Below are 26,727 nucleotides of genomic sequence, written 5' to 3' on the forward strand. Positions count from 1 at the left end.
TTCTGTTTGGATGTTAATAATGAGGTTATCAAATGCTAAGCAAAATATAATGTTGACAACGTCCACTAACGTGATTATTATAATGTTGACAATGTCCACTAAAAAGGAGGGTTTGACATCAACTCTCAGTACATAAATCCAGATATACTGGCTGACATGCGACGTTTTAACCGTTTTTATACCAACATACTCGGTGTACTCGATAAGCATATTCTCGGAACAGGGTATTCGTTTGCAGAAGTACGAGTCATTATTGAGATTGGAATTCGGGGAGAGAGCATTGCGAATAATCTGGTAGATACACTGACCATTGATCGCAGTTACATGAGCCGAATTGTGAACAAGCTGTCCAAGGAAGGACTGCTGGTGAAAGTGGATTCTGCGGCCGACAGCCGGGTCAGTCTGATTCGTCTGACAGCCAAGGGTGAGGAACTGTATGCCCAATTGAATGACCGATCCGATCAACAGATCCTGAAGCTGATGCAAGAATTGAATGAAGAAGAGATTCAAGAGGTATACACCTCCATGATGAACATACAAGAGAAGTTGAACAAGAAGGCAGGAGAGACAACACGATGATACGATTTGAATGTGATTATAACGAAGGTGCGCATGAACGCATTTTACAAAGACTGATGGAAACCAATATGGAACAGACGAGCGGGTATGGCACGGATGGACACTGCGAACGGGCGAGAATGCTTATTCGTCAGGCTTGTGACAATGAGCAAGCTGATGTTCATTTCCTGGTTGGTGGTACACAGACAAATACAACGGTGATTGCCTCTATTTTGCGTCCATATCAAGGTGTGATTGCTGCGTCCTCGGGACACATTGCGGTTCATGAAACCGGAGCTATTGAAGCTACGGGACATAAGGTACTCACAGTTCCAAGCGAGGACGGAAAGATCACGCCTGAGCAGGTTAGAGCCGTCTACGATGCGCACATGAATGAGTCGTCACCGGAACACTGTGTTCAACCAGGAATGGTCTACATATCCCAACCAACGGAGAATGGAACGATGTACAGCAAGGCAGAACTGCAAGCATTGCATACAGTGAGCAGAGCATGTGGTCTTCCGTTTTTCGTGGATGGAGCACGTCTTGGATATGCACTCGCTTCACGCGCTTGCGATATGACACTTGCTGATCTTGCTCGCTTGTGTGACGTGTTTTACATCGGGGGAACCAAGATTGGCGCATTGATGGGAGAAGCGGTTGTAATCCTGAATGATGCACTAAAACCAGATTTTCGTTATATGATCAAACAAAAAGGTGGCCTGCTTGCCAAAGGCAGATTGCTAGGTATCCAATTCGAAACGTTGTTCGAAGATGGTCTGTACCTCGATATTTCTCGCCATGCCGTAGATATGGCCTTGAGAATTCATGACTCACTCGAACAGCAGGGGGTACGCTTCCTGTACAATTCACCAACCAACCAGCAGTTTCCGATTCTGCCGGATCGTTTGCTTGAGAAATTACGCAGCGGTTATACGTTCACCTTCTGGGAAAAAGTTGACGGTACACACAGTGCGGTGCGGTTCTGCACCAGCTGGGCGACTCGTCAAGAGAATGTAGATGCACTGACTCGTGATATCACTCAATTATTGCACGGAGAGATCCACGTGCCAGAACCGGTCGAAGCATTGGTCTGATCATGTCCAAAAATTAAGGAGAACAGTTCCGATTTCCTTCTCATAAATACGAGTATTTGGAATAAATCCAAAAGAAATTACGCAGAATTTTGATACTGAACAAAGGACAACTCATTGTGGTTGTCCTTTTTTGGTTTGCCTTTTGTGTGATAGTTGTGAGATAGAGAGTGAATACTCGGTTACTCACTCAAGGCCATGTCATATTTCTCTTTCAGCCGTCGGATATCGGCTCTTGGCGGCGCACCGAACATGCGTGCATATTCGCGGCTAAATTGAGAAGCGCTCTCGTAACCAACCCGGAACGCTACATCTGCCGCATCGGCAGATTCGGCCATCAGAAGTCGCCGGGCTTCCTGTAATCTTAATTGTTTCTGGAATTGTAATGGGCTCATAGCTGTGATCTCTTTGAAGTGACGATGGAATGAAGAGACGCTCATGCTGGCGGTCTCAGCCAGATCTTCAATGCGAAATGGCTGTTCCCAATGATGAACGATGTTCTCAATCGCTTCTCTGATCCGATAAGTGCTGCTACCTTCAACCGCAATCTGCGCCAGTTCTCCTCCGTAAGGTCCTTGAAGGAGGCGGAACAGGATTTCTTTAACGTACAACGGAGCCAGAAACGGTATCTCTCCCGGCGTATCCAGCAATCGAACAAGTCGGAGTACAGCGTCCTGAATGGACGATTCCATCTGACCTACAAACATGGCTCGTCTGGCGTTTTCGTTGAATGTTACCTTGATATTGCATTCGTTAAGTACTTCGAGAATTTGGTTCGGTGTGAATTCGAGTTTGAGACTTAAGTAGGGTGCATCGGCGGATGCCTTGATAATCTGCCCGATGACCGGGAGATTCATGGAAGCAATCAGGTAATTGGAAGGTCCATATTCATAACGCTCCTGTGCGAGCAATACTTCTTTCAACCCTTGAACAATTACACAAAATGAAGGTTTATATACTCTGTATGCCGGTTCACTAATCTTGGAATGGTGATAGACAAACAGGGAAGGGATCGCCGTTTCCATTGCACCGTTATGATTGGAATGGCGTTTGATCAGGTCACTCAATTCCTGTTTTGGTTGAAATATTTCTTCGGTCATATGTATCCTCCTCACGGATTTAACCTACTTACATTATATAGCTTACCGTACAGAACCAAAAGAGGGCCTGAGAGGATCAGGCAATCAATTAAGACGATTGATATACCGCTTGCAGCCCATGACTCGGCATACTAAGAGTATATTAACAGAGCCAAGCGATTAAAGTTTATTCGAAAAGTTGGTGAGTAAGGTGATGAAGTGGTTATCAAACCATGTGAGGCAAATTTTGATTGACAGGCTCGAATCACAGATCAAGTATGAAGAAAATTCTGTACATCGAGAGATATACTTCACATGCTGGTTAGAGCTAGTTACCGTAGAGGTCGAGACAACATCAGTTTACAGAACAAATTCAAGGAGAGTATGAAATATGGAATATGTGGGCGAACAAAATCTCAGTTGATCCGAATTCTTAATGTTAAAGTCGCCATTCGGCGGCTTTTTTTATAGTGATCTGATGAGTGAATTGACAGTTCCTTTATATTAAAGTTATTATAGATACATTAGATCCTTAATTCAGAAGGAGATTATAATCTATGAATAACGGACATTCATCCGGTCAAACGAACGAATCGTGGAGTGGTCATTCCGCTCCTTTTGCGACGTTACAGGAAACACCTATCTTATCATTGCTCCAGCCATCCCAAGGTGAACGTATTCTTGATGTGGGTTGTGGCAATGGGGATCTGACAGCCAAAATTGCAGCCAGAGGAGCACTGCCAACAGGTATAGATTTTTCAGAAGAGACGATTAGGCAAGCTAAACAGAAATACCCTGATATGAATATTCAAGTAGCAAATGCTTGTCATTATCGGACAGAAGAACCGTTTGATGCGGTCTTCTCTCATGCCGTTCTGCATTGGATAAAGGATGCTCCAGCTGTAGTACAATCAATACAGTTAGCGCTCAAGAGGGGCGGGCGATTCGTGGCTGAGTTTGCTGCAAATGGTAACACGGCTATATTAATTACAGCGGTACAGGAAGAACTGGATGCCCGTGGATACAAATGGGAAGGACGGAATCCGTGGTATCACCCGACCATTGGCGAATATGCTAATCTTCTGGAGCAACACGGATTTCGAGTTAGTCTGGCTCAGCATGTGGATCAATTTACCCCGTTCAAGCCAGGTGCCAGAAAGTGGTTGACCAGCTTCGCGGAGTATTTATTCAGTGGTATCACACCTGCGGAACAGGATGTTATTATGGAAGCAGTTGAGAAAAAAGTACAGCCACAACTGATGCGGGATGGACAGTGGTATCTGGACAGAAGCCGACTGCGAGTTGTAGCTATTAAGGAATAGGGGAATACGGGATGAAAATGGACAAACCCAAGATTCAGGAGCAGTTGCTCGAACCGGAAACGATTGCATTCCTGGAATCCAAAGTGGAGTACAAACACAAACTGATCGAGAACATTACATTGGATCAACAGGAAGCGAGTAAGGTTTCCTTTGAAAATGTTGTATTTAGACATGTGACCATCTCGGAGTCTACCTTGGAACAATTTGAATTCACCGATGTCAGGTTCGAACACTGCGACTTCTCCAATGTCAATCTCTCTGGTGCCTTCATGCACCGGATCGAATGGCATAACTGCAAGTTTGTCGGAACTGATTTTTCCAATAGCCGATTGCAAAATGTCAGTTTCCTTCATGGTCTAGGCGACTACAGCAATTTCCGTTTTGCCCATCTGAAACAGGTCTCCTTCTCGGAATGTACCTTGATTGGTGCGGACTTTGCCTATCTGGCACTGCAAAAAATGGAGTTCAGTCAATGTAACATCGACCAAGCTTCCTTAACGGGGACCAAAATGAAGGATTTGGATCTTAGCGATTGCGAATTTGACTCCTTGGTGCTGACCATGGAAGATCTCAACGGTTGTGTGATTTCACCACATCAAGCCGCCACATTTGTAGGATTAATGGGTTTGATAATCAAATAAATGGCATGCTTGCATATACGGGGTTGCCAAGATAGTGGAAGTGTGTATAATTGGAGACACATTAGAATAAAAACAGGTTTTCTAGGGTTCCGCGATGGATGTGTCGGTCTGGTCCGAGAGAAAACCCGCAACCTGTTGGTTGTGCCACGGAGGGATAAAAGCCTGGGAGATGAACTGCTACATGCAGTTTGTTTCCCGGGCTTTTTTTGTTTTTACGCTAATGAACCTTGCGGGTTGTACAAAAAATGTAGTAGAGAAGGAGTGTTACAAGAATGAATAAAACATGGATGTCGGTTGTGATTGCTGCTTTGTTTGAAGTAGGTTGGGTCATTGGATTGAAACATGCCAGTGGTCTGCTGGAATGGGGGTTTACGTTGGTTGCAATTATCATTAGTTTCTCCTTGATGATTGCAGCTTCGCGGACACTGCCTGTGGGAACCGTATATGCCGTATTTGTTGGCCTGGGTACCGCTGGTACGGTACTTGCAGAGATTGTTCTGTTTAATGCGACTGTTCAAACCGGAAAAATGGTACTCATTGGTGTACTTTTACTCGGCGTGATTGGTCTTAAAATGCTGAGCAAAGAGAAGAATAAGGAGGTGCAGCTATAATGAACTGGGTATTTCTTATCTTGGCAGGTATATTTGAGATGATCGGAGTGCTGATGATAAACAAGTTGCACAAAGACCGTAATCTCATTTCACTGGTTCTATTGGTAGGCGGGTTTGGTTTAAGCTTCCTGTTCCTGTCCATTGCAATGGAAACTCTTCCGATGGGGACAGCATATGCCGTATGGACGGGAATCGGGGCCTCCGGTGGTGCCATTCTGGGCATGGTGTTTTATGGAGAACCTCGAAATGCCCTTCGAATTCTGTTTATCGCTATGGTGCTCGGATCGGCAGTTGGTCTTAAATTGGTCAGTTAAACAAAGTGATTTTAAAAAGATAATGTACAAATTACGTTTTTAATGGTATCCTTATACGTTACGTGTGAAATAAAAGATGCGTCATATTGATAGATGTGCGTAAATGAAGGAGACAACATGACATTTAAGGACTTAAATATTATCCCCTCTATTATGGAAGGGTTAAGCAAAGCAAACTATACTAATCCTACCCCTATACAGGAACAGGCCATACCAGCTGTATTAGCTGGCAGAGATCTGCTGGGATGTGCACAGACAGGAACAGGCAAGACGGCAGCATTTTCAGTGCCGATCATTCAATTATTAAGCGAAAGATCCAAAGGGCAAGGATCGAAGTCCGCACGACATATTCGCTCATTAATTTTGACACCAACACGAGAACTGGCGATTCAGATCGCGGATAACATCAAGGTATATAGCCGGTATACGGACATTCGTTGTACGGCAATCGTTGGCGGCGTTTCGCAAAAAGTGCAAGAGCGTGCGTTGAATCAAGGTGCAGATATTATTATCGCAACGCCTGGTAGATTGAACGATCTGATTAACCAGAAACGTATTGATCTGAAGATGGTTGAGATTCTCGTTTTGGATGAAGCAGACCGGATGTTAGACATGGGCTTCATTCATGATGTGAAAAGAATCATTGCCAAAATGCCGAACAAAAAGCAGACGCTGTTCTTCTCAGCTACGATGCCTCCTGAAATCACCAAAATGGTTAAAACCCTGCTGGTTGATCCAGTCAAAGTAGAAATCACACCGGTATCTTCAACGGTAGACCGCATTGAGCAGTCTATTTATTTGTTGGAGAACGGCAAGAAGCAACATATGTTGAACCAAATTTTGGAGGATAAATCCATCGTCACGGCATTGGTGTTCACACGCACGAAGCGCGGCGCTGACCGGGTTACACGTGATTTGGCCAAAGCGAATGTTACGGCACAGGCTATTCATGGCAACAAGTCTCAGAACGAGAGACAACGGGCACTGAACAACTTCAAGAGTGGTGCAACACGTGTATTAGTTGCGACGGATATCGCGGCAAGAGGAATTGACGTAGAGGAACTTTCACATGTCATTAACTTTAACCTGCCTAACATTCCGGAAACGTATGTTCACCGTATTGGCCGTACAGGTCGAGCAGGCAAAAGCGGGATGGCCATCTCGTTCTGCGAGAAGGACGAACTTCCATTCCTGAAGGATATCGAGAAAGTAATCAAAAAGACGATTCCTGAAGTGAAAGGTCATCCGTATCCAATGACAGGTGTACCTGTGTTTGATAAAACCAGCAAAGCATCAGGCAGTAAACCTTCGTTCAACAAATCGGCTGCAGGCAAACCGGCGAAGTCCAAAGCTAACCCGGCACGCAAGCCCAAATCCGAATGGTTTGCCAAGAGTGGTAAATCAAACAGTAGTCGTTCAAACGACGGTAGACCCAATAGCAGTAGATCAAACAGTAGTAGCAGTAAATCTAACCATGGCTCATTCAGCCGCAGCAGCAAAACTAGGAATGATAGAGCCAATTAAGATCTAAATAAATCCAGATAAAACCTTCTCCATTCATTTGGAGGAGGTTTTATTATGTGCTTTTATGTGCAACGAGCTTATTTACATACGAACTTACATTCGGTATCATTATATCGTCCACTGGTGAAAGGGAGGTACTGACTTGAAGGATACGATGATTGAATACAGTTTGAAGAAGAAAGGTGCGACCAAGGATTATCCATTTGGGCCTGATCCAGTCGCGATGAAGGTCGGAGGGAAAATATTCGCATTACTTTTCGAAGACAAAGAAGAAAATGGTCTATTAAACTTAAAATGTGATCCCATTATTGCAGAGAACCTGAGAGAGCAGCATGAAGCGGTTCGACCAGGATATCATATGAACAAAAAACACTGGAATACCATTACGCTGGATGGTTCATTGTCCGATGAAGATGTCTATGTCATGATCGATCACTCGTATGATATGGTTGTCAAATCCCTTCCAAAAAGCGTTCGGGAGTCTTTGGCCGAATGAGGAGAACATATACCACTTTCTCTACACCTCATTCATCATGTTATTGACATTTAAGAGGTAGGTGAAAAGGCTAATGGTCTGCTTCTCTAACAGAATGAATATCCTATGAAAATGAAGACATATTTGAAGTCCATTTGGTTCCATTACCTTGGAAATAAACAAGATCGAACAGCCTTGTTTAATGTGGCTTCCCTTGTTATCAATGCGGTAACAGGGATAGGCAAGTTAATCCTGGGTATATATCTGCTTTCGGGATGGTTCATCACAAATGCTGTATATTATCTGATTCTGTGTGTGGCAAAAAGCCAAGTGCTCCATAAATATACAGTTATCAAGAGAATGGACTCTCCCGAAGAAAGATATAGATTGGAACTTACGGTATATAAGCGCGGAGGTCTGTTCCTGTGTTTACTAGGCGTGTCCTATTCGATGGTCTGCCTGCGAATGTATCTAATCGGCGATGCCTTCATATATGAGGGTAACATCGTGTATATCGTATCTACAGTCGCTTTTACCAAGCTGGTTTTTGCCGTGTATGGTACCTGGGCGAACCGTCATCTCCATAACCCGATCATATCTACATTGAAAATGATTAACTTCACCGATGCGATGGTATCCATCGTGGTGACCCAAGCGACGTTACTTACCATGCAAGGCTCACCTCTTGCATTAAAAACCAGTAGCTTGTTTGGCATGGGGTGCAGCGTTTTATTTTGTTTGATGGGGGTCTGGATGATGTTCCACAAAAAAAAGGAAACAAGCACGGACCCAAACCAATCTCCTGGCACTGAATGTTAACATTGAAGCATTAAGAGCAGGGGAAGGTAATTTTGGTTGACGTTTCAGCATGTTGATCAATACATATCAAATGAATTGCACATGACGGAATAGACGAGTGTCATCTTTACTTAAAGTGACAACGGAAGAAGGCGTATTGGCAATCCACTAAAGGAGTGATATCTATGGATCAACAACAACAATTGGCAATGGTACAACGTATGCGTCAAAATGTCGTCGGTACAGGTGCAGCTCTTCAACCCAGTTCCACGTATGCGGTCACAGTAAAAGAAGTCATGATTCCTACGACGAAAGGTGATACACGTGTACTTGTGTATACACCGGATAGGGAGCATTCCGCGCCTCTGCCGGTCTTCTTTAATATGCATGGGGGTGGTTTCATCTTGGGACAAGCAGAGATGGATGATCCATGGTGTCGCTTGATTGCTGATCGATCTGATTGTGTGGTCGTTAATATCGATTACAGTCTTGCACCAGAGCACAAGTTCCCAACGGCGGTTCATGAATGTTACGACGTTGTACAGTGGGTCCACGCCAATCCGCAATCCTTATCGGTTAACCCGTCTCTATTCGCTATTGGGGGGCATAGTGCTGGTGGTAATCTTGCTGCAGCAGTGTGTTTACTGAATCAGCAACGTGGTAGCGAGCTGCCGATTGTTCTGCAAGTTATGGATTATGCCGTATTGGATGTGGCTACAGATCCGGCCGAGAAACCGAGTTTTGCAGAAGCCATTCCAGCCGATATCGCCAGAACGTTCAATGCTATGTACCTTGAAACGTCAGAAGATGCGCAAGACCCGTTGGCTTCACCTGTGCTTGCAACATCAGTAGAGGGACTTCCAGAAGCATTGATCATTACCGCGGAGAAAGATTCACTGGCCCAAGAAGCAAGAACATATGCAGCAAGGCTGGAAGCAAGCGGTGTGAAGGTGACACTTAAGGAGTATAAGGGAGCCGCTCATGGATTTACGCATTTTGGCGATCTCCAGATGGCTGAGGATGCCTGGTACCTGATGAGTGACAAGATCAGAGAAGCATTTTCCAAATAACGTGTATCAGAATGACGCTTAGAAGGAATATAGTTACCTTGAAGTCGCCTAATGGCGGCTTTTTTTCGTTCATTGGTGTAATTGCTTCAATGGCATGTTGAAACCAAGCTTCTGAGCTTGCGAATGTGTTAATAAACTAGTTTAGGAGCCTTATTGAGATTATAACGATATCGTTAAGGGTAAGAGTTGTTAAATTAGAGGAAATAATGACCAATACCAGGAGGTTTATTATGAACCAATATAACAGTCCATCCGATATCGCGATTCTTGGCATGGGAACGGCTCTACCTGCTCACCCCGTAGCGCAGCCAGATATTGCAGAACTAATCGCTTCTTCTCTTCAAGATCGGCCAGATTTGGCCCGTTTTGCCAAGCGAATATTCAAGTCCTGTGGTGTTGAAACACGATATACCGTGGAACCGAGCTATCTGGGTTCACTGGAAGAATGCCGTTATCTGCCCTCTGGTGAGCGATCAGACATCCCGACAACCGAAGAACGAATGAGTACATACAAGCGAGAGGCGCTTCCACTCGGGATTGAGGCGGCAGAGAAAGCCCTGGAGGATTCAGGCGTATCTCCAAAGAGCATCACACATATCATCACGGTCAGCTGCACCGGTCAATATCTGCCGGGTCTTGATGTTATGCTCATCCGCCATTTGGGTTTGTCTGCCCGAGTTAATCGACTGCCGCTGATCTTTCAGGGTTGTGCTGCAGGGTTGAAAGCCATTCAGATGGCAAGAGATGTCGTGCAGGGTGCTCCCGGATCACAGGTCCTTGTGGTCTGTGTAGAGTTGTGCACCATTCATTTTCAGCCCGTACAAGATCGGGAAGCGCTGTTTGCAGCTTCATTCTTCGGAGACGCTGCTTCTTCTTGTGTGGTGGGTACACCAGAATCTCAGCACAAGAATGTTTTGAGTCTGGGAACGGGTTATTCTGTGCTTCTTCCGGATTCGACTGAAGATATGACCTGGGAGGTGGGGAATCTGGGGTATGACCTGTATCTATCCCCTCGTATTCCGAAGCTGTTAGGTGTTCATCTGGAAGAGGAACTACGTCTCTTATTGCAAAGTGAACAGCTTCCTGAACTATGGGCCATTCATCCGGGAGGACGTGGGATTGTGGACTCTGTGCAGAATGTAATGAAGCTGCGAGACGAGCAAACGAAGTATAGCAGGGATGTCCTCAGAATGTATGGTAACTTATCTTCCAATACCATTCTGTTTGTACTGAATGCGATGCGTGAGGATATGAAGGCACAGGTTCAATCCTCCACAGATGGTGTAGCCATGGCATTTGGACCGGGACTCACCGCAGAGTTGATGAAATTCACTTATGTCCCCTCATTATCTTCAGTGATGGAGGAGCATGATCATGTCCTTTTTTAGAACATTGTCCATTCGAGCCAAGGAAGATGAACTGATGGATGACTTCTCTCTGGGAGGGGAGGAGCTACGTGAAGCGCTTAGACATCTGAGACGTCTTAACAAAATATTTGCAGCACCTGGCCCAACTCTGGCTGGTGTAGAGAAGTTATGGAACTCTGTCGGCAGGCCGGATAAGCTGACTCTGCTGGATGTGGGGGCAGGTTCAGGAGATGTGAACCAGAAACTACTGCAATGGGCAGATCGTCAGGGTGTTCAGCTGGAAATTACGTTGGTTGATCTGACGGAAGAAGCGTGTGAGGAAGCGAGACAACTATTTCGTGACGAACCCCGAGTTCGGGTACAGCGTGCCGATCTTACACAACTGCCCGATGCTTCCGCAGATATCGTGACAGGCTCCCAGTTTGTTCATCATTTTGACGGAGATCAGCTGGTTGATATGGTTTCTCATATGCTGCGAGCATCCAGATACGGTGTCGTTATTAATGATATTCACCGCCACCCCGTATCCTATAAGGCGGTCTGGATTACTACACGTATGATCTCGCGCAATCGTTATATTCGTCATGATGGGCCTCTTTCCGTAGCCAAAGGTTTTACAGGGAGGGATTGGAAGGAACTTAAACAACGTCTCAATCATGATACGATGACCTATGAATGGAAGCCATTATTCCGTTACTCTGTTGTTATTCCCACGAAAGGCAGGTGATCTTACGTGTCGAAATCGATAGATGTGATTGTCATCGGAGCCGGAATTGCCGGCAGTACATGTGCAATGCAACTGGCAGGGAAAGGACATCGGACCCTTTTGCTGGATCGCCAGGAGTTCCCGCGGCACAAAACCTGCGGTGAGTTCATGTCACCCGAAACGAAGGAGATGTTAGAAGTTCTGGATATTCACCTTCTGGACCAGTCGAAGAAACCTAGTACGATGGATCATGCCAAAATCGTTATGCCTCAAGGCGGAGTGATCGAAGCACCGCTGCCGGGATTCGCATATGGCATAAGTCGATATGAGCTGGACCAGATTTTGCATCAGAAGGCGCTGGAGGCCGGAGCCCAGATTGTGACCAAAGCGACCATAACGAGCATCGAGCAGCTTGAGGATGCCAGTTATGAGGTTCAGGTGAAACAGGGAGATGAGCGGATCAGTTACAGAGCCAAAGCCGTTATCGGGGCACATGGGACCAAAAAGCCGCGCGGGATGGCTTCCGCACCTGATCTGCGGGACCAAACCGTATATGTTGGCGTTAAGTCCCACTTCAGCGGGATAGAGATTCCCGCAAGGGTAGAGTTATATTTTTGCGAGGGTGGTTACGTGGGCATTTCCCCGATTGAGGATGGTATTGTGAATGTCGCCGCATTGTTGACACTGGATACCGTCCAGGGAAGTGGCAAGTCTGTAAACGATATTTTACGGGCGGCATCCCTGACAAACGTGAGCTTGGCGGCCCGTTTAGCCGAAGGAAAGCCCGTAGATGGAACGCAAGTGTCAATTGCGCCGCTGCATCTGTCCAACGTTCCTGAGTCGTGGTCTCAATATCCGCATATTGGGGATGCCATGCTGATGATACCACCCTTATGTGGAGACGGAATGTCCATTGCCCTTCGCTCCTCACTCCTGTGTGCAAGGTGGACTGACAAGTACCTGCAGGGTGATATTGAACATGCCGATTGGCAGAGTAATTACACGCTGGAAGCAAGCCGTGAATTCACCCAATTGCTCAGACGCGCAAGAAGAATCCAAAAGCTGGCATTTGCCAAAACCAATAAATTCTATCCTGGTCTCGCTCGGATGATCCCCGGTCTAGCCGCTTATGTCGTGAAGGCCACACGTTTATCCGAGATGAACGCAGCGCGCTAACAGGCTGAATGTTTGCGCAATACTTATGCAAAGAGGTTGCTGATGGCGGCCTCTTTTTTGGCGTACAAACATTAATTTTGTGGAGACAGTTTGGAAATTTCGGAAATGCTCGTATAATAGAATCTAATGTAATGATAGAGAGTTAATTCAGATGAAATGTCGGGAGGCACTATTTAAGATGAACTATTCATTTTCCAATCGTATCGCAGCACTGCAACCATCCATTATTCGTGAGATTCTGAAGGCTTCTTCGGGACAAAATGTGATTCCATTCTCCGCGGGAAATCCTGCTCCGGAAACCTTTCCTATTGAGGCGATTCGCACATTCACTCAATCCATTCTGGAGCATGACCCCGTCACAGCTCTGCAATATGGGATAACGGAAGGATATGTTCCCCTCAGGGAAGCATTGACTCAACATTTGAAGACAGGTTTTGATACCGGTAAACCATCCGATCAATTGTTCATTGTATCTGGAGCGCAGCAGGGGATTGAACTGGCCTGTAAAGTATTCTGTAATGAAGGGGACACGATCATCTGTGAGAGCCCGAGCTTTATTGGTTCCCTGAACTCCTTCCGGGCATCTGGTGCAAAGCTTGCAGGTGTTCCGATGGAGATGGACGGTATGGATATCGAAAAGCTGGAACAGGCGCTGCAAACGGAGCCTAATGTGAAAATGATCTACGTGATCCCAAGTTTCCAGAATCCTACCGGTGTAACAACGAGTCTTGCAAAACGTAAGGCCATATACGAGCTGGCTAAGAAGTATGGCGTTATGATTTTGGAAGATAACCCGTACGGAGAACTTCGATTCAATGGAGACGATGTGCCAACCATCAAGTCTATGGATGATGAGGGTCTGGTCATCTATGTTGGATCATTCTCCAAAATTTTGTCGGCAGGACTGCGCGTTGGTTTTGTACAAGCGCCCCATGAAGTCGTGGAGAAGATGGTTGTTGCCAAACAGGGAGAAGACGTACATACGGCCATGCTTCCACAGATTCTGGCATATAAGTTCATGACAGAGTATGATTACGCGGGGCACATTAACAGCATTCGTGAGGTCTATCGGAGAAAAGCAACATTGATGATGGACAAGCTGCAAGAGCATATGGGTGAGTCCATTACCTATACCCAACCGGATGGTGGACTGTTCCTCTGGTGTGATCTGCCAGCACATGTGCCAATGCTTGATTATGCCAAGACAGCGGCAGCTCAAGGGGTTGCGGTTGTACCGGGAAATGCATTCCTGGTGAACGAGCAAGACCCTTGTAATGCCATCAGACTTAATTTCTCAACCCCGTCAGATGAACAGATTGTCAAGGGTGTAGAGATTTTGGGGCAGGTATTGAAAGGGTATAACGCTTAAAAATGATTCAATGTGATATATCTACGAAAAGCCGCCAATTGGCGGCTTTTTTGGGCTTTTTCTCGTCCTTAATTATCGATTAAAGCACTTAATTCTGCCTGAAATACCTTTTGATTCTTCTGATTGAAAGTACTCAGCAGCACCGTAACAATCCCATTTCCTTTTCGTCTGGGAGTCAGTCCAATGACTTCTGCAATGACATGAAGTTCATCATCCGGAAAGACCGGTTTCAGGAATTGAATGTTATTCATTCCGGTGCCCGCCACGACATGCTCTCCATAGACCCCAACCTCAATCCATAATTTAAAGGAGATATTCATCGTTTGCATGCCAGAAGCAATTAAACTGCCAAATCGGCCTTGTTTGGCCTTTTCCTCATCCAAATGCATGTACTGTGGGTCATAGTTTGTGGCAAACTCAATAATATCACTCTTGGATAATGCCAAGGATGTGGTTTCGTAACGCTGACCTATTACATATTCACTAAATCTCATGAAGGCACCTCAGTTTCTTTAATATGTTTTTTCGTAGTTGATGTTTTGCTAAGAGACATGACTGGACTGACGTGTTAAAATGCTAGTGAACTATCCCGTGTGTATTGCTGTGTTACTGCCATAATGGACTAAACAGATGAAACTGTGTTTGAGGAGTATATATGATGACAACGATTAAAGATGTAGCCAAGATGGCTGGTGTAGCCAGTTCGACCGTATCTTGCGTACTCAACGATAAAGGGAATGTAAGTGAGCCGACAAGACTTCGAGTGCTTGAGGCAGCGAGTCAACTCAATTATGTTAGGCATGGTCCTGCATCGGAATTAAAACGAAATAGTACACAAACCATTGGTATTATTGTCCATGACATGTCCAGCCCGTATTTCTCGGATTTGGTGAACGGAATAGAAACCGTCGTTATGAGTCATGGATACGATATGATCGTATGTAGTTCGTTGGGTGGAGAGAAGTCGACAGCCCATCGTTACATTCGTGAACGAAGAATTGATGGAGCTATTGTTATCGCTCAGAATATTCAAGATCAGTTGCTGATTGAAGCATCTGAAGCAGGGTTTCCGATTGTTGTCATGGATCGGGATCTGGATGCTCAACATATTGTAAAGGTTTTGATGAGTGATACGCAAGGCGGTTACTTGGCTACCCGTTATCTGATCGATAAAGGGCATCGGACAATAGCTTATATTAGTGGCCCGTCACAATCGGAATGTAATCTCCATCGTTATCAAGGTTATTTGAAAGCCTTGAAGGAGGCAGGTATCGAAGAGAACCCCGAATGGAAAATTGGCGGACAATACATGAAGCAAGATGGGTACGATGCAGCCAAGAAACTGCTTGAAGGAGAGCTGCCATCCGCTGTATTTTTTGCAAATGATGAAATGGCCATCGGCGGCTTGGAAGCCTTCAGGGAGCATGATATCTCAATACCTGAACAGTTATCCGTAATTGGCTTTGACAATATACCTGCATCTCAGTACATGAATCCACCTCTAACCACATTTCGTCAGCCGAAGAGGGATGCAGGCCAGCTTGCAGGTCATGTTCTCTTCCAACTGCTGAACGGAGAGATCGTAGAGACGTTATATACACTGGACATCCAATGCGTGGAACGTGAATCTGTTCGGCTCCTCAACCTGAGTTGAGGAGTTTTTTTGCATTCTATAGAATTTTAAATTCTTAAAAAGAAAGGAGAGTAGCCATTTATGCATAATATAAAGACGAGGAGTATTTTGCGTTGGAAATAAATGGAGGTTGATACGATGGGCGTACCCACTTTTTTGGAGACAGGCCATATGCAAGAAGGTTTTCCCATTCGGGTAATTCATACAGGAAATCAGTTCAATTATGCTGCACACTGGCATGATGAGGTTGAACTGGTTCTCGTCAATGGAAAGAGCGCCAGAATTGGCGTGAACGACCACGTGTGTGAGTTGGAAAGAGGGGATGTGCTGCTGATCAAACCAGGGGATGTGCACTGCTTTTTGCCGGGGACCGAACATTTGACCATTATCTTGTTCCGACTCGAATTGTTAACCGGGAGTTTCACGACCGAAGCCGAAATTCAGGATCTCGGACAACTTTTCAACAAAACAACAGTTATTCCCTCGAATACGGGAAGTCAGAGCAATCTGACTCAATATATAGATGACATCATTACCGAGAAGAAAAATCAGAAGCCGGGATACCGATGGTTAATGGTATCCAGGTTGTATGATCTCATCATACTTTTATTACGTACCAAAGTACCGGTTACCACCGATGAATCCTCATCTTCAGGATGGGCATGTACTTCATCCAAAAAATTTGAATTCCTTGAATCGGTCTGTGAATACCTGGAGGAGCACTATGCTGAGCCCATTAAGCTGGAACAGGTGGCGGAACATATTAAATTCAGCAAGTTCCATGTCTGCAAGCTGTTCAAAGAGATCAAGGGAGTAACACTGATGGAATACTTGAATCATTTTCGAATTATCAAGTCCGAGTGGGCTTTATTGTTCCGTCAGGATACGATTCTGGAGATTGCGATCGGACATGGATTTAACAATGTTAACTCCTATAATCGTCTTTTTAAAAAATATAATGACTGTACACCCTCCGAATTTCGTAAGAAACATCGTACGAATATCACAAAATATGGAGGGTAATGCACAATATTTGTGGAGAAAGCCCTCTCCAAAATCAATATACTCTAATAAATTGTAAGCGTTTCCTTTTTGAAGGAGGGGGCCTATGAAGAAGTGGTTTAAGCCAACTATTGTATTTGTATGTGCAGCGATGTTGTTAGCTGGTTGTCAGTTCAGTCCATCGAGTCAAACCAAGCAACAGGAGATTACTGTGTGGAGTTTTACGGATGAAGCAGGGTACGCCATCGAGAAATTCGAACAGAAATATCCTGACATCAAAGTGAACTTTGTCAACATCCCTGGTAATTTCTATATCACCAAGCTGAAATCTGCGCTACAGACAACCTCGAAGGCTCCAGATGTATTTATGATTGAAAATGCGAATATTCGAGAGCTGATTGACGTTCCATATCTGGAGAATTTATCAGCTTCGCCGTATAACGCCAATGAACTTATCCAGGAACAATATGCTTTTGTTCAGGCCAATGAACAGGACAGTGAGGGAAATGTCAGAGCGATAGGTTATCAGGGAACACCAGGGGGCATCTACTATCGTCGGGATCTGGCGAAGAAATATCTGGGCACCGATGATCCTGAGAAGGTGGGTTCACAGATCGATACATGGGAGAAGATCTTCGAGATTGGAGAGAAGGTACAGCAACTTAGCGGGAATAAAGTACATGCATTGGCGAATTGGAATGCTATATCGAATTCATATGATGGTATACCTTGGGTGAAGGACGGCAAACTTGTTATCGATCCAACGTACTTGGAAGTGCTTGATCTTGTACGTGAAGCACGTGAGCGGAATGTACTTGCCGAGTATGAAGATGGAAGTGCCGGTTACGCTGCATCCATGCAAAAAGGAGAGGTCATGTTTTATCCCGGGGCAACCTGGGGTTTGCAATATACGTTCAAGGCAAACGCTCCGGATACCGAAGGCATGTGGGGCTTAGCCCAGGGACCGTCAGCCTTTAGTTCAGGTGGAACCTACATCGCGATGTACAGTAAAAGTGAGAAAAAGGATTTGGCCTGGAAGTTTATTGAGTTCTATAATTTTGACCACAATTTTCTATCCGAGTTAGCGAAAGAACAGGATTATTTCACCAGCAACATGGTTGTGAATGATGAACTTGCCCCGTCTCTCTCATCATCTTATTTGGGAGGACAAAAGCATTTCGAGTTTTTCTCGGAGGCTGCAAAACGGGTACCTGTATACGAACGCACCAAATATGATGCCACGATTAACAATGATATCTACAAGATTGTACTCCAGTTATATCTCAACAAGGACATTCAGACCAAGGAAGAAGTCGTAAAGCGAATCAAACGTGATGTTACCTTGAGATTTCCGGAGCTGGAAGTGGATTAACTTAGAAGTAATGAATTGAATATACACATCCGATGATAACTGGGGGGATAGAACATGTTTGCCAAAACGATTCGCAAGGACCATTACGGCTACTATTTCATTGCTCCGTTTTTTATTATTTTCACCACTTTTGGGCTGTATCCCATTTTATATTCCCTCTACATCAGTTTCACCAACTTTGATGGGATCACGACACCTGACTTTGTAGGGATCGGTAACTACGTTGCCGTATTACAAGATCCGTTGTTCTACAAAACCTTGTTTAATACGTTATTCATCTGGGGCGTATCTGTAGTTCCACAGCTCACAATCTCACTTGTGTTGGCTTTTATCTTGAATGATAAGCTGCTCAAAGGACGGGACTTTTTCAGAGCCGTATACTTTTTTCCCAACATCGTTACGGCGGCATCACTTGGATTGCTTGTGAGCTTGATTTTTGACTGGCAGTCTGGCGGACTGAATCATTTTTTGGTGCAGACCGGTATAATACAAGATCCAATTAACTGGAAAAATGATCCCTGGTTTATGCGTCTGATTGTATCATCCATTTTGTTTTTTCAATACTTCGGCTATTCCATGGTTATCTACCTTGCAGGTCTTCAGGGCATTGATCCTTCATTGCTGGAAGCTGCACAGATGGATGGCGCGAAAAAGAAACATATTTTCATCCATATTATCGTGCCGATGCTCCGTCCAATTATTCTGTTTCAGATGATTACATCCATTATTGGTGGCATCCAGATTTTCGATCAGCCATTTACACTAACCAACGGCAATGGCGGTCCTGACCGAGCAGCCATGACGAGCATTATGTATCTCTATAATGTAGCATTTCAGAGCACACGATTTGGTTACGGCGCTGCCATAGCATTTTGCCTGTTTATTATCATCATATTGTTGTCCGTTGCATCCTTCATCATGACCAAGCGGAAGAGCCGTTCATAGGGAGGGGAGTTCTTATGCAAACTGCAAAATCAGTTGAACAACCAAATGCGGCGATTCAGCAATATGCCAATACAAGGGGCCTGACGGCAGGCAAAATCATCATCTATCTGTTGCTGACAGGTCTTGCCGTGCTCTGCATTATTCCATTTTATCTGATGCTTATCTATTCCACACATAACAATGCAACGATTGCTTCGACGTTTACATTTCTCCCTGGGTCATTTTTGATTGATAACTATCTGAACATGGTATCCAAAATCAACATATGGCGTGGGTTTGCCAACAGCATATTTATTGCCGGAACATCGACCGTATTATCTCTGTATATTGGGGCCTTAACTGCGTATGGATTTGCCAAATTTAAATTCAAAGGTCGAAACGGGTTGTTCCTGTTTCTGTTAGCAACCATGATGGTACCGGGTCAACTGGCTTTGATTGGCGTATATCGACTATTCAGCATGATGGGACTTCTGGATAGTTATGCCGCAATTATTTTGCCTGCTGCGGCTAACGCGTTTAATGTATTTTTTATCAAACAGTTCATGGAGAGCAGCATCCCGGATGAGATTATTGAATCTGCACGGGTGGACAGTGCCGGTGAGTTCCGGACGTTCAATCAGATTGTACTGCCTATTCTGGGGCCGGCAATCGCCGCCCTTGGCATATTCACGTTTATCGGATCATGGAATAATTTCCTGACACCGCTCGTGCTATTTTTCTCCCTGGATAAATATCCGCTTCCGGTATTGGTTGCGCTAGTGCAGGGGTACTATGGGATGGATTATGGGCTCTTGTATTTGGGTGTAGCGATCTCAATCCTGCCTATTATTATTGTATTCTCTATATTTTCCAAACAGATTATTGGGAGTGTTGCTTTGGGTGCTGTGAAAGGATAGGGATAAATAGCGTTCTATATCATCAGAGTCGCTCATGAGGGCGGCTTTTTTGGCATTCTATATTTTGCGTATATATCCCATCTGATAAGTAAAGGATACCTTTAACTGAGAATATCTGGACGGAGCGTTTACGGAAAGGGGAGGCGTCATGGACACATCAGCGATAACACAACAGGACCTGCCATTAACCGGAAATCTTGCTATTGATCAAGAAATGTTACGCTCCGTTTTTGCGGGTTGCTCGGACGTTGTATTTCATACATTCCAAACGGCGTGTCTTACTTCAGCATTATGCGTATATTGTGTTGGTGTATGCGATACGGAACGGCTGGAACGCCAGGTACTAACGCCCCTTCAGGAAATGGGGATCGAAGCTGCGCAAGTTCCCCTAGCTTCTGTTAAGCAAGTTGAAACGACTACTCAAGCAGTACAGGCCATATTTGAAGGAGAAGCTCTGTTACTGCTGGACGGTTCAATAGGAGGAACTACATACCCTCTATACCTAGCTGCAAATCGTTCAACGGAAGAACCGTTAGCTGAATCGACCGTGCGTGGTGCACGGGATGGGTTCACAGAGTCGTTGACCATGAATATGTCTTTATTGCGCAAACGTCTCAAGACACCTGCATTGAAGATTCATACACGTAACATGGGAGATCGTACAAACACCAGTATTTCACTTGTATACATGGAGGGGATTATTGATCCCAAACTTGTTAAGGAAGTGGAGACACGACTTGGCGATTTAAAGCTCCGAGACGTACTGGAGAGTCAGTACATTGAGGAAGGCATTGTCGACCAGCGATATTCACCATTTCCACAGATGATTGCGACAGAGCGCCCGGATGTCGTCGTATCCAACTTGCTGGAAGGTCGTTTTGCTATTCTCGTTGACGGAACGCCGTTTACCCTTATCGCACCAGTAACCATTTTTTCCATGTTACAATCCCCCGAAGATTATTATCAAAATGTGTTCATGAGTGTTTTTGTACGCTGGCTGCGATACATTTTTTTTGTTTTATCCATGCTGCTTCCATCGGCTTATGTAGCGATTACGACGTTTCATCAGGAGATGATTCCTACCGTATTACTTCTCAGTATTGCTCGGGCGAGAGAAGAGATCCCTTTTCCTGCCCTGGTGGAAGCACTCATTATGGAAATTGCCTTTGAAGCATTGCGTGAGGCTGGCGTCCGATTGCCCAAGCAGGTCGGATCAGCGGTCAGTATTGTGGGGGCCTTAATTATTGGGCAAGCGGCGACGAGTGCCGGAATTGTCTCAGCCCCCATGATTATCATTGTAGCGATTACCGGTATCGCTTCTTTCATGATCCCTCGCTATGCTGCCAGCATCGCGACCCGTCTACTACGTTTTCCCATGATGTTTCTTGCAGGAACGTTGGGACTCACGGGTGTCATGCTGGGAGTCATCTTGGTTGTCATTCATCTAAGCAGTCTTCGTTCATTTGGAACACCTTATCTCTCACCGGTAGCACCTACGATGGCTAAGGAACTTAAGGATGTATGGTGGCGTCCATCCCCAAGGAACAAACCACACTAGAACAATCTACATTCAAGCAAACAAGGGAGCGGGATTACATATGTTGACGGACAAAGGGAAAATATCGGTGACTCAATTGGCATTTATGGTCTTTCCCGCCATTCTCGCGACGGCTATCCTGTCTGTGCCTGGAATTACAATGCACTATGCAGGACATGACATGTGGATGACCCCAATTATAGGTTCGATCGTTGGGTTGGCTGCCATTGGTATTTCCGTTGGACTTGATCATCTGTACCCTGGAAAAACACTCATTCAATCCAGTGTATTGATTATTGGTCGGATTCCTGGCAAGTTATTCGGCCTGATATATATCGCTTTTTTGCCCCACCTGACGGGCTTGATTATTCGGGAATACGGTGAATTCATTGTCAATAATGCACTTCCGCGTACACCTTTGTTTGTTGTGATGGGGACGATGGTTGTTGTATGTGCGATTAATGTCAGACTCGGGATTGAAGTTGTCGGACGAACCGCTCAGGTGTTTGTTACCCTGCTGATCGTTCTGCTGGCTTTGATCTTTATATTGTTGATTGGTGAACTGAACCCTGCCGAGCTGTTTCCTTTTATGGAGAAGGGTCCAATTCCCATTATTACGGGGGCTGCTGCACCTGCTGCATGGTTTAGTGAATATATCGTGTTGGCTTTTCTGCTACCTTATGTGAATGAAAAAAAACGAATAACCCGGGTCATACTGGGTTCCCTTGTGTTTACAACAACTGCAATGACAGTGACCAATCTGTTTTGCCTGTTTTTAATTGGTGATTTAACGGATACATTTGTATTTCCGGTCATGATCGCAGCAAGATACATAACCATTGCGGACTTTTTGCAACATATCGAATCCCTTATTATTGCTATCTGGATTTTCGGTATTTTCGTTAAAATTTCCGTTTTTTTATATATCTTTGCTACATCAACCGCGGAATGGATTGGTTTGCGGGACTACAAACCTGTGGTTGCGCCACTTTCGTTCCTGTGCATGATATTTGCTTACTGGGTTGTGTCCGGTGGATCCGGTATTTCCAGTTTGGTTAGCGCCTCAGCCAACTTGTATACGATCAGCATTTTATTAATCCTTCCGGCTATGATCTACGGTGTCGCATGGCTGAAGAAAGGGTGGGCACATTTTCGGAAGAATCGAGCGAACACCTGATTGATGGGGGAGGAGCACTTGCGAATATATAGAGTACTACTAATGCCAATATTGTGTTGTGTGCTTTTAAGTGGATGCTGGGATCGCATCGAGATTAACGATTTGGCTATCGTGCTGGCTACAGGGATAGATTATGAAGATGGTGAAGTACATTTGACTTCACAGATTTTCATTCCGCGGAAGGCGAGTGCAGGAGATAGTAGTGGGAGTGGAGGCAGTCCAAGCGGGGTAACAATGATTCGAACAGCGGAAGGACGTACAATTGCAGAGGCATTGAATCGGTTACAACGTAAAGTTCCCCGGAATATGTTCTGGGGCCACTGCGAAGTCATAATCATCAGTGAGCAAGCAGGCAAACGCGGTATCCGCGAGTATATCGATTTCTTCCTGCGTTACCCTCAGTTCAGGGAGCATGCATATGTCTTTTCCAGCGAAAAGGCTGCGAAAGATATCCTTGCGTTACTTGATCCACTGGAGCGAAGTTCTGCTGAATCGCTACGTGAGATGGCCAATCTGAAGTTAGGTACACGTGTTACTGCGCTTGAACTGGCTAAATCTATTGAAGGTCCGAGCAGTTCAGCCATTTTGTCTCGCATGTTAATCTTACCCCCGGAGCCCGATCAGGATAAACTGACGACTACGCCATATGTGAAAGGTCTGAGTATGTATAAGAAGGATCGTTATGTCAAGACGGTCAAAGAACCACTAAGCGTAGGTGTATTACTACTTGCAAAAGAACTGAACAGCATTATCATGCCCGTTGAGTTTGAGCCGTTAAAGGGTTCTTTTTCGATAAGACTCATTGAAAATAAAACCTCCTTGAAGCCGCGAATTGTAAACAAACAGTGGAGTATGAAGGTCGACATCCAAACCAGGGGAGAAGTGGTGTTAAATACGACGGATGCCAATCTGACGGATCCCGCTGTATTAACTAAACTGGAAAAGGAATGGTCGGCTAAACTCACATCTTTGGCTCATGATGCTTTAGACATGTCCCAGAAAGAGCAGCGCTCCGATTTCTTCAAATTCGCAGTTGAATTCCGCAGATATTACCCGCATCAATGGAAAGCGCAGGAGAAGAACTGGGAAACCATCTATCCTGATATGGACGTGGAAGTCAACGTAGATGCACATGTAGTACGTACCGGAAAATCAACAGGACCACAGGGGATACCTAATGAGGACGAAAGTTGAACAGAATCGGCTCCTGTACAAGCCTGGAAGAGAGGTGATTGCATGAAACTAGGCTCAATCCTTGGAATATTGATGCTGGCGACTGCGATAGTGTATGGAGAGTGGAAGAGCAGCAAAGAGAAGCGAGCCAGAATAGTGAGCGCGGGATTTACTGCTGTGGCGGCAGTAATTGGGATCATTCTTCTCTTTCAGCCCCGTTTGCCTGGTCCTACCCAGTTTGTGAAGCTTATATTTGGAAGTGTGGATAAATTTATAAAATAAGATGATGGGAAAAAGAAGGACCAAGTCTCTGCGTACCAGAGGCGCGGTCCTTCTTTTATTTAAGTTGTAGCCAGTTAGAAAGTTTACTCTTTGATCACAGAAGCATTCACGGCATCTTCCATCTTTGTATTGTAGGAACGGAACAGACCCAGACGCCAGAACGCGGCTCCTTTGAGGTCATAACGTTTGGCGAGACCCAGCTTATCATCAACAGAGGACGGCATTTCACTGCTTAGACTGATACCGAGCAGAAGCTTGCTCTTTGGGACACCGGCCTGAATGGCTAATTGAATCGCCTGATCTACAAGACTATTTGGCTCAGGTACCTGAGATTTGGTGCCAACCGGATTATACTGATAGGCCATAATGATAAGATCATCTGCAATAGAGGCAAGTGTCTTGTAATCATAACCTTTATAAGCACTATTTAGCGGTGGTACCGCCAGAGATAAAGCTGTCTCCTGGGGCAAGGAACTTTTTAATTGTTTCACGTAAGCATTGAGCAGCTTCTGTTGTTCTACTACATCCAGTTTAAAGCCCAGTCCTTCAAAATCCAGAACAACTCCGTCAAAACCATGCTCTGTGACAGCAGCAGTTATACCTTCAATCGATTTCTGCCGCAGGCTCTTGTCGCTCAGAACTTTGGTCAGTTCACCATTTCCGTCCAATGCGTACACCATGAGCTGTGGTTGGATCTGCTGATCTGCTGCGTCAGCAACGATAGACTGCGGTGTAATATCACCCGCAGCAGCAGGGAGGCGGTACTCATCCCCTTGGAGCGTAAATTGGCCTTCACGATCAATGCGGCTCCAGCCAAAGGCTACGGAATTCATGGAAGTAATAAGGTCCTTTTCTTGAAAGGATTGCAATGCATAGAAGGCTCTCAGGTGCATCTCGCGTTGTGGGGAGACAAGGGAGACCGTCTTGGTTGCTTGATTCCAGCTTACTTGTACACCGAATTGGTTACTGAACGAACTTAGTGGAATAAGTACGCGGCCCTCCCGCTGAACGGGTGCTGCAGCAAGTGTAACTTTTTTTCCATTTACGGTCGCTGTGGTGCTGCCAACTTGTAATAGTACCTCGGTAGTTTGTCCTTTCACAGTGTTCGTTGCTTTTACAGTCTGTGATTTGCTGTTCCAGGTAATATCGATACCTAGGGCTTCCCCGACCGTCCGAAACGGAACGTAAGTGACACCTCTATCAATACGTGGAGCTGCATCAAATATCAGGGGCACATCATCCAATTGAACTGAGATGGCCGGGGCAGCATAGGCTCCACCGATATTGGGGGTACTTCCAAGAATAGAGAGAGCAATTACGGTAACCGCAGCGATGTTTCCTACACGTTTAATAAGCATCGTTTGTGTCCTCCAACTCCGTACATAATAGTAGAATTATATTTTGAACAGAATCTAGTAATCTAACATATGTAGCATAACAAAATTTTCATATCGTTCCAATATAAGAGTCTGGAATATAGTCATATATACCATATCGCTGTTTAATGGATTCTTCCAACCATAGTGTAATTGAATGATAGCTTTGGTGAGTTGTTGGCTAGAAGTCCAAACACAATAGTACGCTACGAATATACTATCCTATCCCAACATTAGGAGGTAGATTGATGAGCACATTTCTGGATGCAAGAACATCACAAAATGCCAGTTTGGCCAACTCAATAGCTATTCCAATATTATTCCTGAACACCCCACAGCTCTTTGGTCAAATTGGTCTGCAAACTGCCGGAGCAGGAGCCAATCCCAGAGTTCAATTTAAAGGGACGGTTTCTGTACAATTACCTTTAGCTCTTGTGGGCATAACGATTACCGTTGTAAGAGGTACCTTGTCAACGGACCCGGTTATTTACTCCGCAACGTCCACATTTGGTTTAAGTGTATTGGCACCACAAGTAATTACATTCTCTGGAAATGATTTTAATCCACCGATTTTACCACAATTAACTTACACTGCTTTTGTAAGCTCCAACTTGCTGGGAACAATCCGCGTTGGTCCCGAGAATTTTGATGGATTTGTGGTCTCTGATTAATAGCTCGCTCTAAAAATAGTTATGTTATCGTAAAAACAACCCCATATCTCTAATCTACGGGAAACCGATTAGAGGTATGGGGTTGTACATGTTTGTTCAATCTGAAACGACATATCCGTCGAAACTCTCGGGTCCCACCCGAGTAGTACCGAGCAGGTTTGTGCTGATAAATGCGGTATAGGTTAATTGAGGCATAAGCGGTGGGTTATAGTCAGTGGAAGAGAAGACAATCACTTCAGGGTTAAGCAGACCATTCAGACCATATGTGTGGTTTCCCGAGTATACAATTGGATCGGTTGCGATTGTTCCTCTTACCACAGTAATCCTCACTATAAAAAGTGCACGCGGCAATTGCACCGTGATGGTTCCTTTTAATGAAACTCTTAGATTGGTTCCGGCTCCAGCGGTGATGAGACCAATCTGGCCGAATAATTGTGGCGTAAAAATCACTGGAATCGGTATGGAGATAGAATTAAACAAGGCGGCATTTTGCGATGATCTTGCATCCAGAAATTGAGTCAACGTATATACCTCCTATCTGTTTCAGATAGAATAATAT

The 26,727-nt window shown here is 45.0% G+C and carries 28 protein-coding genes and 1 riboswitch; of the genes, 24 read left to right on the forward strand and 4 right to left on the reverse strand.

The genetic code is table 11. The features are described 5' to 3' along the window. The first annotated feature begins 156 nt into the window (after positions 1-156). Positions 157-579: a MarR family winged helix-turn-helix transcriptional regulator gene (locus MKY95_RS14990; RefSeq protein ID WP_036670809.1), complete on the forward strand. Its 423-nt coding sequence runs from the start codon at positions 157-159 to the stop codon at positions 577-579. Next, on the forward strand, positions 576-1,655 hold the full coding sequence (locus MKY95_RS14995; protein ID WP_339199500.1) for a low specificity L-threonine aldolase: 1,080 nt from the start codon (positions 576-578) through the stop codon (positions 1,653-1,655). The genes MKY95_RS14990 and MKY95_RS14995 overlap by 4 nt, the downstream gene beginning before the upstream one ends. 179 nt (positions 1,656-1,834) lie before the next feature. Here the strand turns inward: MKY95_RS14995 and MKY95_RS15000 are convergent, their stop codons facing one another. Further along, complete coding sequence (locus tag MKY95_RS15000) at positions 1,835-2,752, reverse strand: AraC family transcriptional regulator (RefSeq protein ID WP_339199503.1); 918 nt, start codon at positions 2,750-2,752, stop codon at positions 1,835-1,837. A gap of 536 nt (positions 2,753-3,288) precedes the next feature. Here MKY95_RS15000 and MKY95_RS15005 point away from each other — a divergent pair. From MKY95_RS15005 to MKY95_RS15060, 12 genes are all read left to right on the forward strand, one after another. Continuing rightward, complete coding sequence (locus MKY95_RS15005; RefSeq protein ID WP_339199506.1) at positions 3,289-4,053, forward strand: methyltransferase domain-containing protein; 765 nt, start codon at positions 3,289-3,291, stop codon at positions 4,051-4,053. An 11-nt stretch (positions 4,054-4,064) separates the two neighbouring features. Next, positions 4,065-4,694, forward strand: coding sequence for a pentapeptide repeat-containing protein (locus tag MKY95_RS15010; RefSeq protein WP_076249406.1), 630 nt, complete (start codon positions 4,065-4,067; stop codon positions 4,692-4,694). Between the two features lie 70 nt (positions 4,695-4,764). Next, a riboswitch (guanidine-I (ykkC/yxkD leader) is annotated at positions 4,765-4,865 on the forward strand. Positions 4,866-4,966: 101 nt separating this feature from the next. Next, positions 4,967-5,305, forward strand: coding sequence for a multidrug efflux SMR transporter (locus MKY95_RS15015; protein WP_036608190.1), 339 nt, complete (start codon positions 4,967-4,969; stop codon positions 5,303-5,305). After that, entirely contained in the window at positions 5,305-5,619 is a 315-nt protein-coding gene (locus tag MKY95_RS15020; protein WP_036670814.1) for a multidrug efflux SMR transporter, read from the forward strand. The genes MKY95_RS15015 and MKY95_RS15020 overlap by 1 nt, the downstream gene beginning before the upstream one ends. 117 nt (positions 5,620-5,736) lie before the next feature. Beyond that, positions 5,737-7,143 (forward strand): DEAD/DEAH box helicase, encoded by a 1,407-nt coding sequence (locus tag MKY95_RS15025; protein WP_036608186.1) that lies wholly within the window; start codon positions 5,737-5,739, stop codon positions 7,141-7,143. Positions 7,144-7,285: 142 nt separating this feature from the next. Next, complete coding sequence (locus tag MKY95_RS15030) at positions 7,286-7,639, forward strand: MmcQ/YjbR family DNA-binding protein (protein WP_076249404.1); 354 nt, start codon at positions 7,286-7,288, stop codon at positions 7,637-7,639. 105 nt (positions 7,640-7,744) lie between these two features. Beyond that, positions 7,745-8,437: a hypothetical protein gene (locus MKY95_RS15035; RefSeq protein ID WP_076317966.1), complete on the forward strand. Its 693-nt coding sequence runs from the start codon at positions 7,745-7,747 to the stop codon at positions 8,435-8,437. A 164-nt stretch (positions 8,438-8,601) separates the two neighbouring features. Further along, positions 8,602-9,486, forward strand: coding sequence for an alpha/beta hydrolase (locus tag MKY95_RS15040; protein ID WP_076317965.1), 885 nt, complete (start codon positions 8,602-8,604; stop codon positions 9,484-9,486). Positions 9,487-9,716: 230 nt separating this feature from the next. Continuing rightward, a complete protein-coding gene (locus MKY95_RS15045) occupies positions 9,717-10,874 on the forward strand; it encodes a type III polyketide synthase (RefSeq protein WP_076317964.1) in 1,158 nt (385 codons plus the stop codon). Next, positions 10,861-11,580 carry a methyltransferase domain-containing protein gene (locus MKY95_RS15050; protein WP_047842870.1) on the forward strand — a complete coding sequence of 240 codons (720 nt, stop codon included), beginning with the start codon at positions 10,861-10,863 and terminating at the stop codon, positions 11,578-11,580. The genes MKY95_RS15045 and MKY95_RS15050 overlap by 14 nt, the downstream gene beginning before the upstream one ends. A gap of 6 nt (positions 11,581-11,586) precedes the next feature. Then, positions 11,587-12,735, forward strand: coding sequence for an FAD-dependent oxidoreductase (locus tag MKY95_RS15055; RefSeq protein ID WP_076317963.1), 1,149 nt, complete (start codon positions 11,587-11,589; stop codon positions 12,733-12,735). Positions 12,736-12,913: 178 nt separating this feature from the next. Next, positions 12,914-14,104 (forward strand): PLP-dependent aminotransferase family protein, encoded by a 1,191-nt coding sequence (locus MKY95_RS15060; RefSeq protein WP_076317962.1) that lies wholly within the window; start codon positions 12,914-12,916, stop codon positions 14,102-14,104. A gap of 68 nt (positions 14,105-14,172) precedes the next feature. Here MKY95_RS15060 and MKY95_RS15065 read toward each other — a convergent pair whose 3' ends face one another. Continuing rightward, positions 14,173-14,598, reverse strand: coding sequence for a MaoC family dehydratase (locus MKY95_RS15065; RefSeq protein WP_076317961.1), 426 nt, complete (start codon positions 14,596-14,598; stop codon positions 14,173-14,175). 161 nt (positions 14,599-14,759) lie between these two features. On the opposite strand from MKY95_RS15065, the gene MKY95_RS15070 reads away from it, so the two are divergent. The 9 genes from MKY95_RS15070 to MKY95_RS15110 all read left to right on the forward strand — a co-directional run bounded on the left by MKY95_RS15070 (position 14,760) and on the right by MKY95_RS15110 (position 24,121). Next, positions 14,760-15,758, forward strand: a complete 999-nt coding sequence (locus MKY95_RS15070; RefSeq protein ID WP_339199514.1) for a LacI family DNA-binding transcriptional regulator — start codon at positions 14,760-14,762, stop codon at positions 15,756-15,758. A 117-nt stretch (positions 15,759-15,875) separates the two neighbouring features. Continuing rightward, on the forward strand, positions 15,876-16,760 hold the full coding sequence (locus MKY95_RS15075; RefSeq protein ID WP_076317959.1) for an AraC family transcriptional regulator: 885 nt from the start codon (positions 15,876-15,878) through the stop codon (positions 16,758-16,760). Positions 16,761-16,845: 85 nt separating this feature from the next. Beyond that, complete coding sequence (locus tag MKY95_RS15080) at positions 16,846-18,111, forward strand: extracellular solute-binding protein (RefSeq protein WP_076317958.1); 1,266 nt, start codon at positions 16,846-16,848, stop codon at positions 18,109-18,111. 54 nt (positions 18,112-18,165) lie between these two features. Continuing rightward, on the forward strand, positions 18,166-19,056 hold the full coding sequence (locus tag MKY95_RS15085; RefSeq protein WP_036608160.1) for a sugar ABC transporter permease: 891 nt from the start codon (positions 18,166-18,168) through the stop codon (positions 19,054-19,056). Between the two features lie 14 nt (positions 19,057-19,070). Then, a complete protein-coding gene (locus MKY95_RS15090; protein WP_081745887.1) occupies positions 19,071-19,952 on the forward strand; it encodes a carbohydrate ABC transporter permease in 882 nt (293 codons plus the stop codon). Between the two features lie 148 nt (positions 19,953-20,100). Further along, positions 20,101-21,510 (forward strand): spore germination protein, encoded by a 1,410-nt coding sequence (locus tag MKY95_RS15095; RefSeq protein WP_036608157.1) that lies wholly within the window; start codon positions 20,101-20,103, stop codon positions 21,508-21,510. A gap of 40 nt (positions 21,511-21,550) precedes the next feature. Continuing rightward, positions 21,551-22,666 (forward strand): endospore germination permease, encoded by a 1,116-nt coding sequence (locus MKY95_RS15100; RefSeq protein WP_339199519.1) that lies wholly within the window; start codon positions 21,551-21,553, stop codon positions 22,664-22,666. 42 nt (positions 22,667-22,708) lie between these two features. Further along, positions 22,709-23,860, forward strand: coding sequence for a Ger(x)C family spore germination protein (locus MKY95_RS15105; protein ID WP_339199522.1), 1,152 nt, complete (start codon positions 22,709-22,711; stop codon positions 23,858-23,860). 42 nt (positions 23,861-23,902) lie between these two features. Continuing rightward, positions 23,903-24,121 carry a hypothetical protein gene (locus MKY95_RS15110; RefSeq protein ID WP_036608149.1) on the forward strand — a complete coding sequence of 73 codons (219 nt, stop codon included), beginning with the start codon at positions 23,903-23,905 and terminating at the stop codon, positions 24,119-24,121. Between the two features lie 83 nt (positions 24,122-24,204). Here the strand turns inward: MKY95_RS15110 and MKY95_RS15115 are convergent, their stop codons facing one another. After that, positions 24,205-25,479, reverse strand: coding sequence for a stalk domain-containing protein (locus tag MKY95_RS15115; protein WP_339199525.1), 1,275 nt, complete (start codon positions 25,477-25,479; stop codon positions 24,205-24,207). A 266-nt stretch (positions 25,480-25,745) separates the two neighbouring features. On the opposite strand from MKY95_RS15115, the gene MKY95_RS15120 reads away from it, so the two are divergent. Then, positions 25,746-26,168 carry a hypothetical protein gene (locus MKY95_RS15120; protein WP_017688591.1) on the forward strand — a complete coding sequence of 141 codons (423 nt, stop codon included), beginning with the start codon at positions 25,746-25,748 and terminating at the stop codon, positions 26,166-26,168. 96 nt (positions 26,169-26,264) lie between these two features. Here MKY95_RS15120 and MKY95_RS15125 read toward each other — a convergent pair whose 3' ends face one another. Next, positions 26,265-26,690: a hypothetical protein gene (locus MKY95_RS15125; protein ID WP_036608140.1), complete on the reverse strand. Its 426-nt coding sequence runs from the start codon at positions 26,688-26,690 to the stop codon at positions 26,265-26,267. Between the last annotated feature and the right edge of the window lie 37 nt (positions 26,691-26,727).

The sequence above is a fragment of the Paenibacillus sp. FSL P4-0176 genome (genome assembly GCF_037975265.1).
Classification (GTDB): Bacteria; Bacillota; Bacilli; order Paenibacillales; family Paenibacillaceae; genus Paenibacillus; species Paenibacillus amylolyticus.

What these genes read in the sequence shown, in the direction of transcription:
- MKY95_RS15065 (WP_076317961.1), bottom strand. Translation starts at nt 14,598, where the DNA reads ATGAGATTTAGTGAATATGTAATAGGTCAGCGTTACGAAACCACATCC.
- MKY95_RS15045 (WP_076317964.1), top strand. Translation starts at nt 9,717, where the DNA reads ATGAACCAATATAACAGTCCATCCGATATCGCGATTCTTGGCATGGGA.
- MKY95_RS14995 (WP_339199500.1), top strand. Translation starts at nt 576, where the DNA reads ATGATACGATTTGAATGTGATTATAACGAAGGTGCGCATGAACGCATT.
- MKY95_RS15070 (WP_339199514.1), top strand. Translation starts at nt 14,760, where the DNA reads ATGATGACAACGATTAAAGATGTAGCCAAGATGGCTGGTGTAGCCAGT.
- MKY95_RS15075 (WP_076317959.1), top strand. Translation starts at nt 15,876, where the DNA reads ATGGGCGTACCCACTTTTTTGGAGACAGGCCATATGCAAGAAGGTTTT.
- MKY95_RS15080 (WP_076317958.1), top strand. Translation starts at nt 16,846, where the DNA reads ATGAAGAAGTGGTTTAAGCCAACTATTGTATTTGTATGTGCAGCGATG.
- MKY95_RS14990 (WP_036670809.1), top strand. Translation starts at nt 157, where the DNA reads ATGCGACGTTTTAACCGTTTTTATACCAACATACTCGGTGTACTCGAT.
- MKY95_RS15000 (WP_339199503.1), bottom strand. Translation starts at nt 2,752, where the DNA reads ATGACCGAAGAAATATTTCAACCAAAACAGGAATTGAGTGACCTGATC.
- MKY95_RS15025 (WP_036608186.1), top strand. Translation starts at nt 5,737, where the DNA reads ATGACATTTAAGGACTTAAATATTATCCCCTCTATTATGGAAGGGTTA.
- MKY95_RS15105 (WP_339199522.1), top strand. Translation starts at nt 22,709, where the DNA reads ATGCCAATATTGTGTTGTGTGCTTTTAAGTGGATGCTGGGATCGCATC.
- MKY95_RS15005 (WP_339199506.1), top strand. Translation starts at nt 3,289, where the DNA reads ATGAATAACGGACATTCATCCGGTCAAACGAACGAATCGTGGAGTGGT.
- MKY95_RS15040 (WP_076317965.1), top strand. Translation starts at nt 8,602, where the DNA reads ATGGATCAACAACAACAATTGGCAATGGTACAACGTATGCGTCAAAAT.
- MKY95_RS15100 (WP_339199519.1), top strand. Translation starts at nt 21,551, where the DNA reads ATGTTGACGGACAAAGGGAAAATATCGGTGACTCAATTGGCATTTATG.
- MKY95_RS15085 (WP_036608160.1), top strand. Translation starts at nt 18,166, where the DNA reads ATGTTTGCCAAAACGATTCGCAAGGACCATTACGGCTACTATTTCATT.
- MKY95_RS15035 (WP_076317966.1), top strand. Translation starts at nt 7,745, where the DNA reads ATGAAAATGAAGACATATTTGAAGTCCATTTGGTTCCATTACCTTGGA.
- MKY95_RS15090 (WP_081745887.1), top strand. Translation starts at nt 19,071, where the DNA reads ATGCAAACTGCAAAATCAGTTGAACAACCAAATGCGGCGATTCAGCAA.
- MKY95_RS15110 (WP_036608149.1), top strand. Translation starts at nt 23,903, where the DNA reads ATGAAACTAGGCTCAATCCTTGGAATATTGATGCTGGCGACTGCGATA.
- MKY95_RS15120 (WP_017688591.1), top strand. Translation starts at nt 25,746, where the DNA reads ATGAGCACATTTCTGGATGCAAGAACATCACAAAATGCCAGTTTGGCC.
- MKY95_RS15050 (WP_047842870.1), top strand. Translation starts at nt 10,861, where the DNA reads ATGTCCTTTTTTAGAACATTGTCCATTCGAGCCAAGGAAGATGAACTG.
- MKY95_RS15020 (WP_036670814.1), top strand. Translation starts at nt 5,305, where the DNA reads ATGAACTGGGTATTTCTTATCTTGGCAGGTATATTTGAGATGATCGGA.
- MKY95_RS15060 (WP_076317962.1), top strand. Translation starts at nt 12,914, where the DNA reads ATGAACTATTCATTTTCCAATCGTATCGCAGCACTGCAACCATCCATT.
- MKY95_RS15095 (WP_036608157.1), top strand. Translation starts at nt 20,101, where the DNA reads ATGGACACATCAGCGATAACACAACAGGACCTGCCATTAACCGGAAAT.
- MKY95_RS15010 (WP_076249406.1), top strand. Translation starts at nt 4,065, where the DNA reads ATGAAAATGGACAAACCCAAGATTCAGGAGCAGTTGCTCGAACCGGAA.
- MKY95_RS15115 (WP_339199525.1), bottom strand. Translation starts at nt 25,479, where the DNA reads ATGCTTATTAAACGTGTAGGAAACATCGCTGCGGTTACCGTAATTGCT.
- MKY95_RS15015 (WP_036608190.1), top strand. Translation starts at nt 4,967, where the DNA reads ATGAATAAAACATGGATGTCGGTTGTGATTGCTGCTTTGTTTGAAGTA.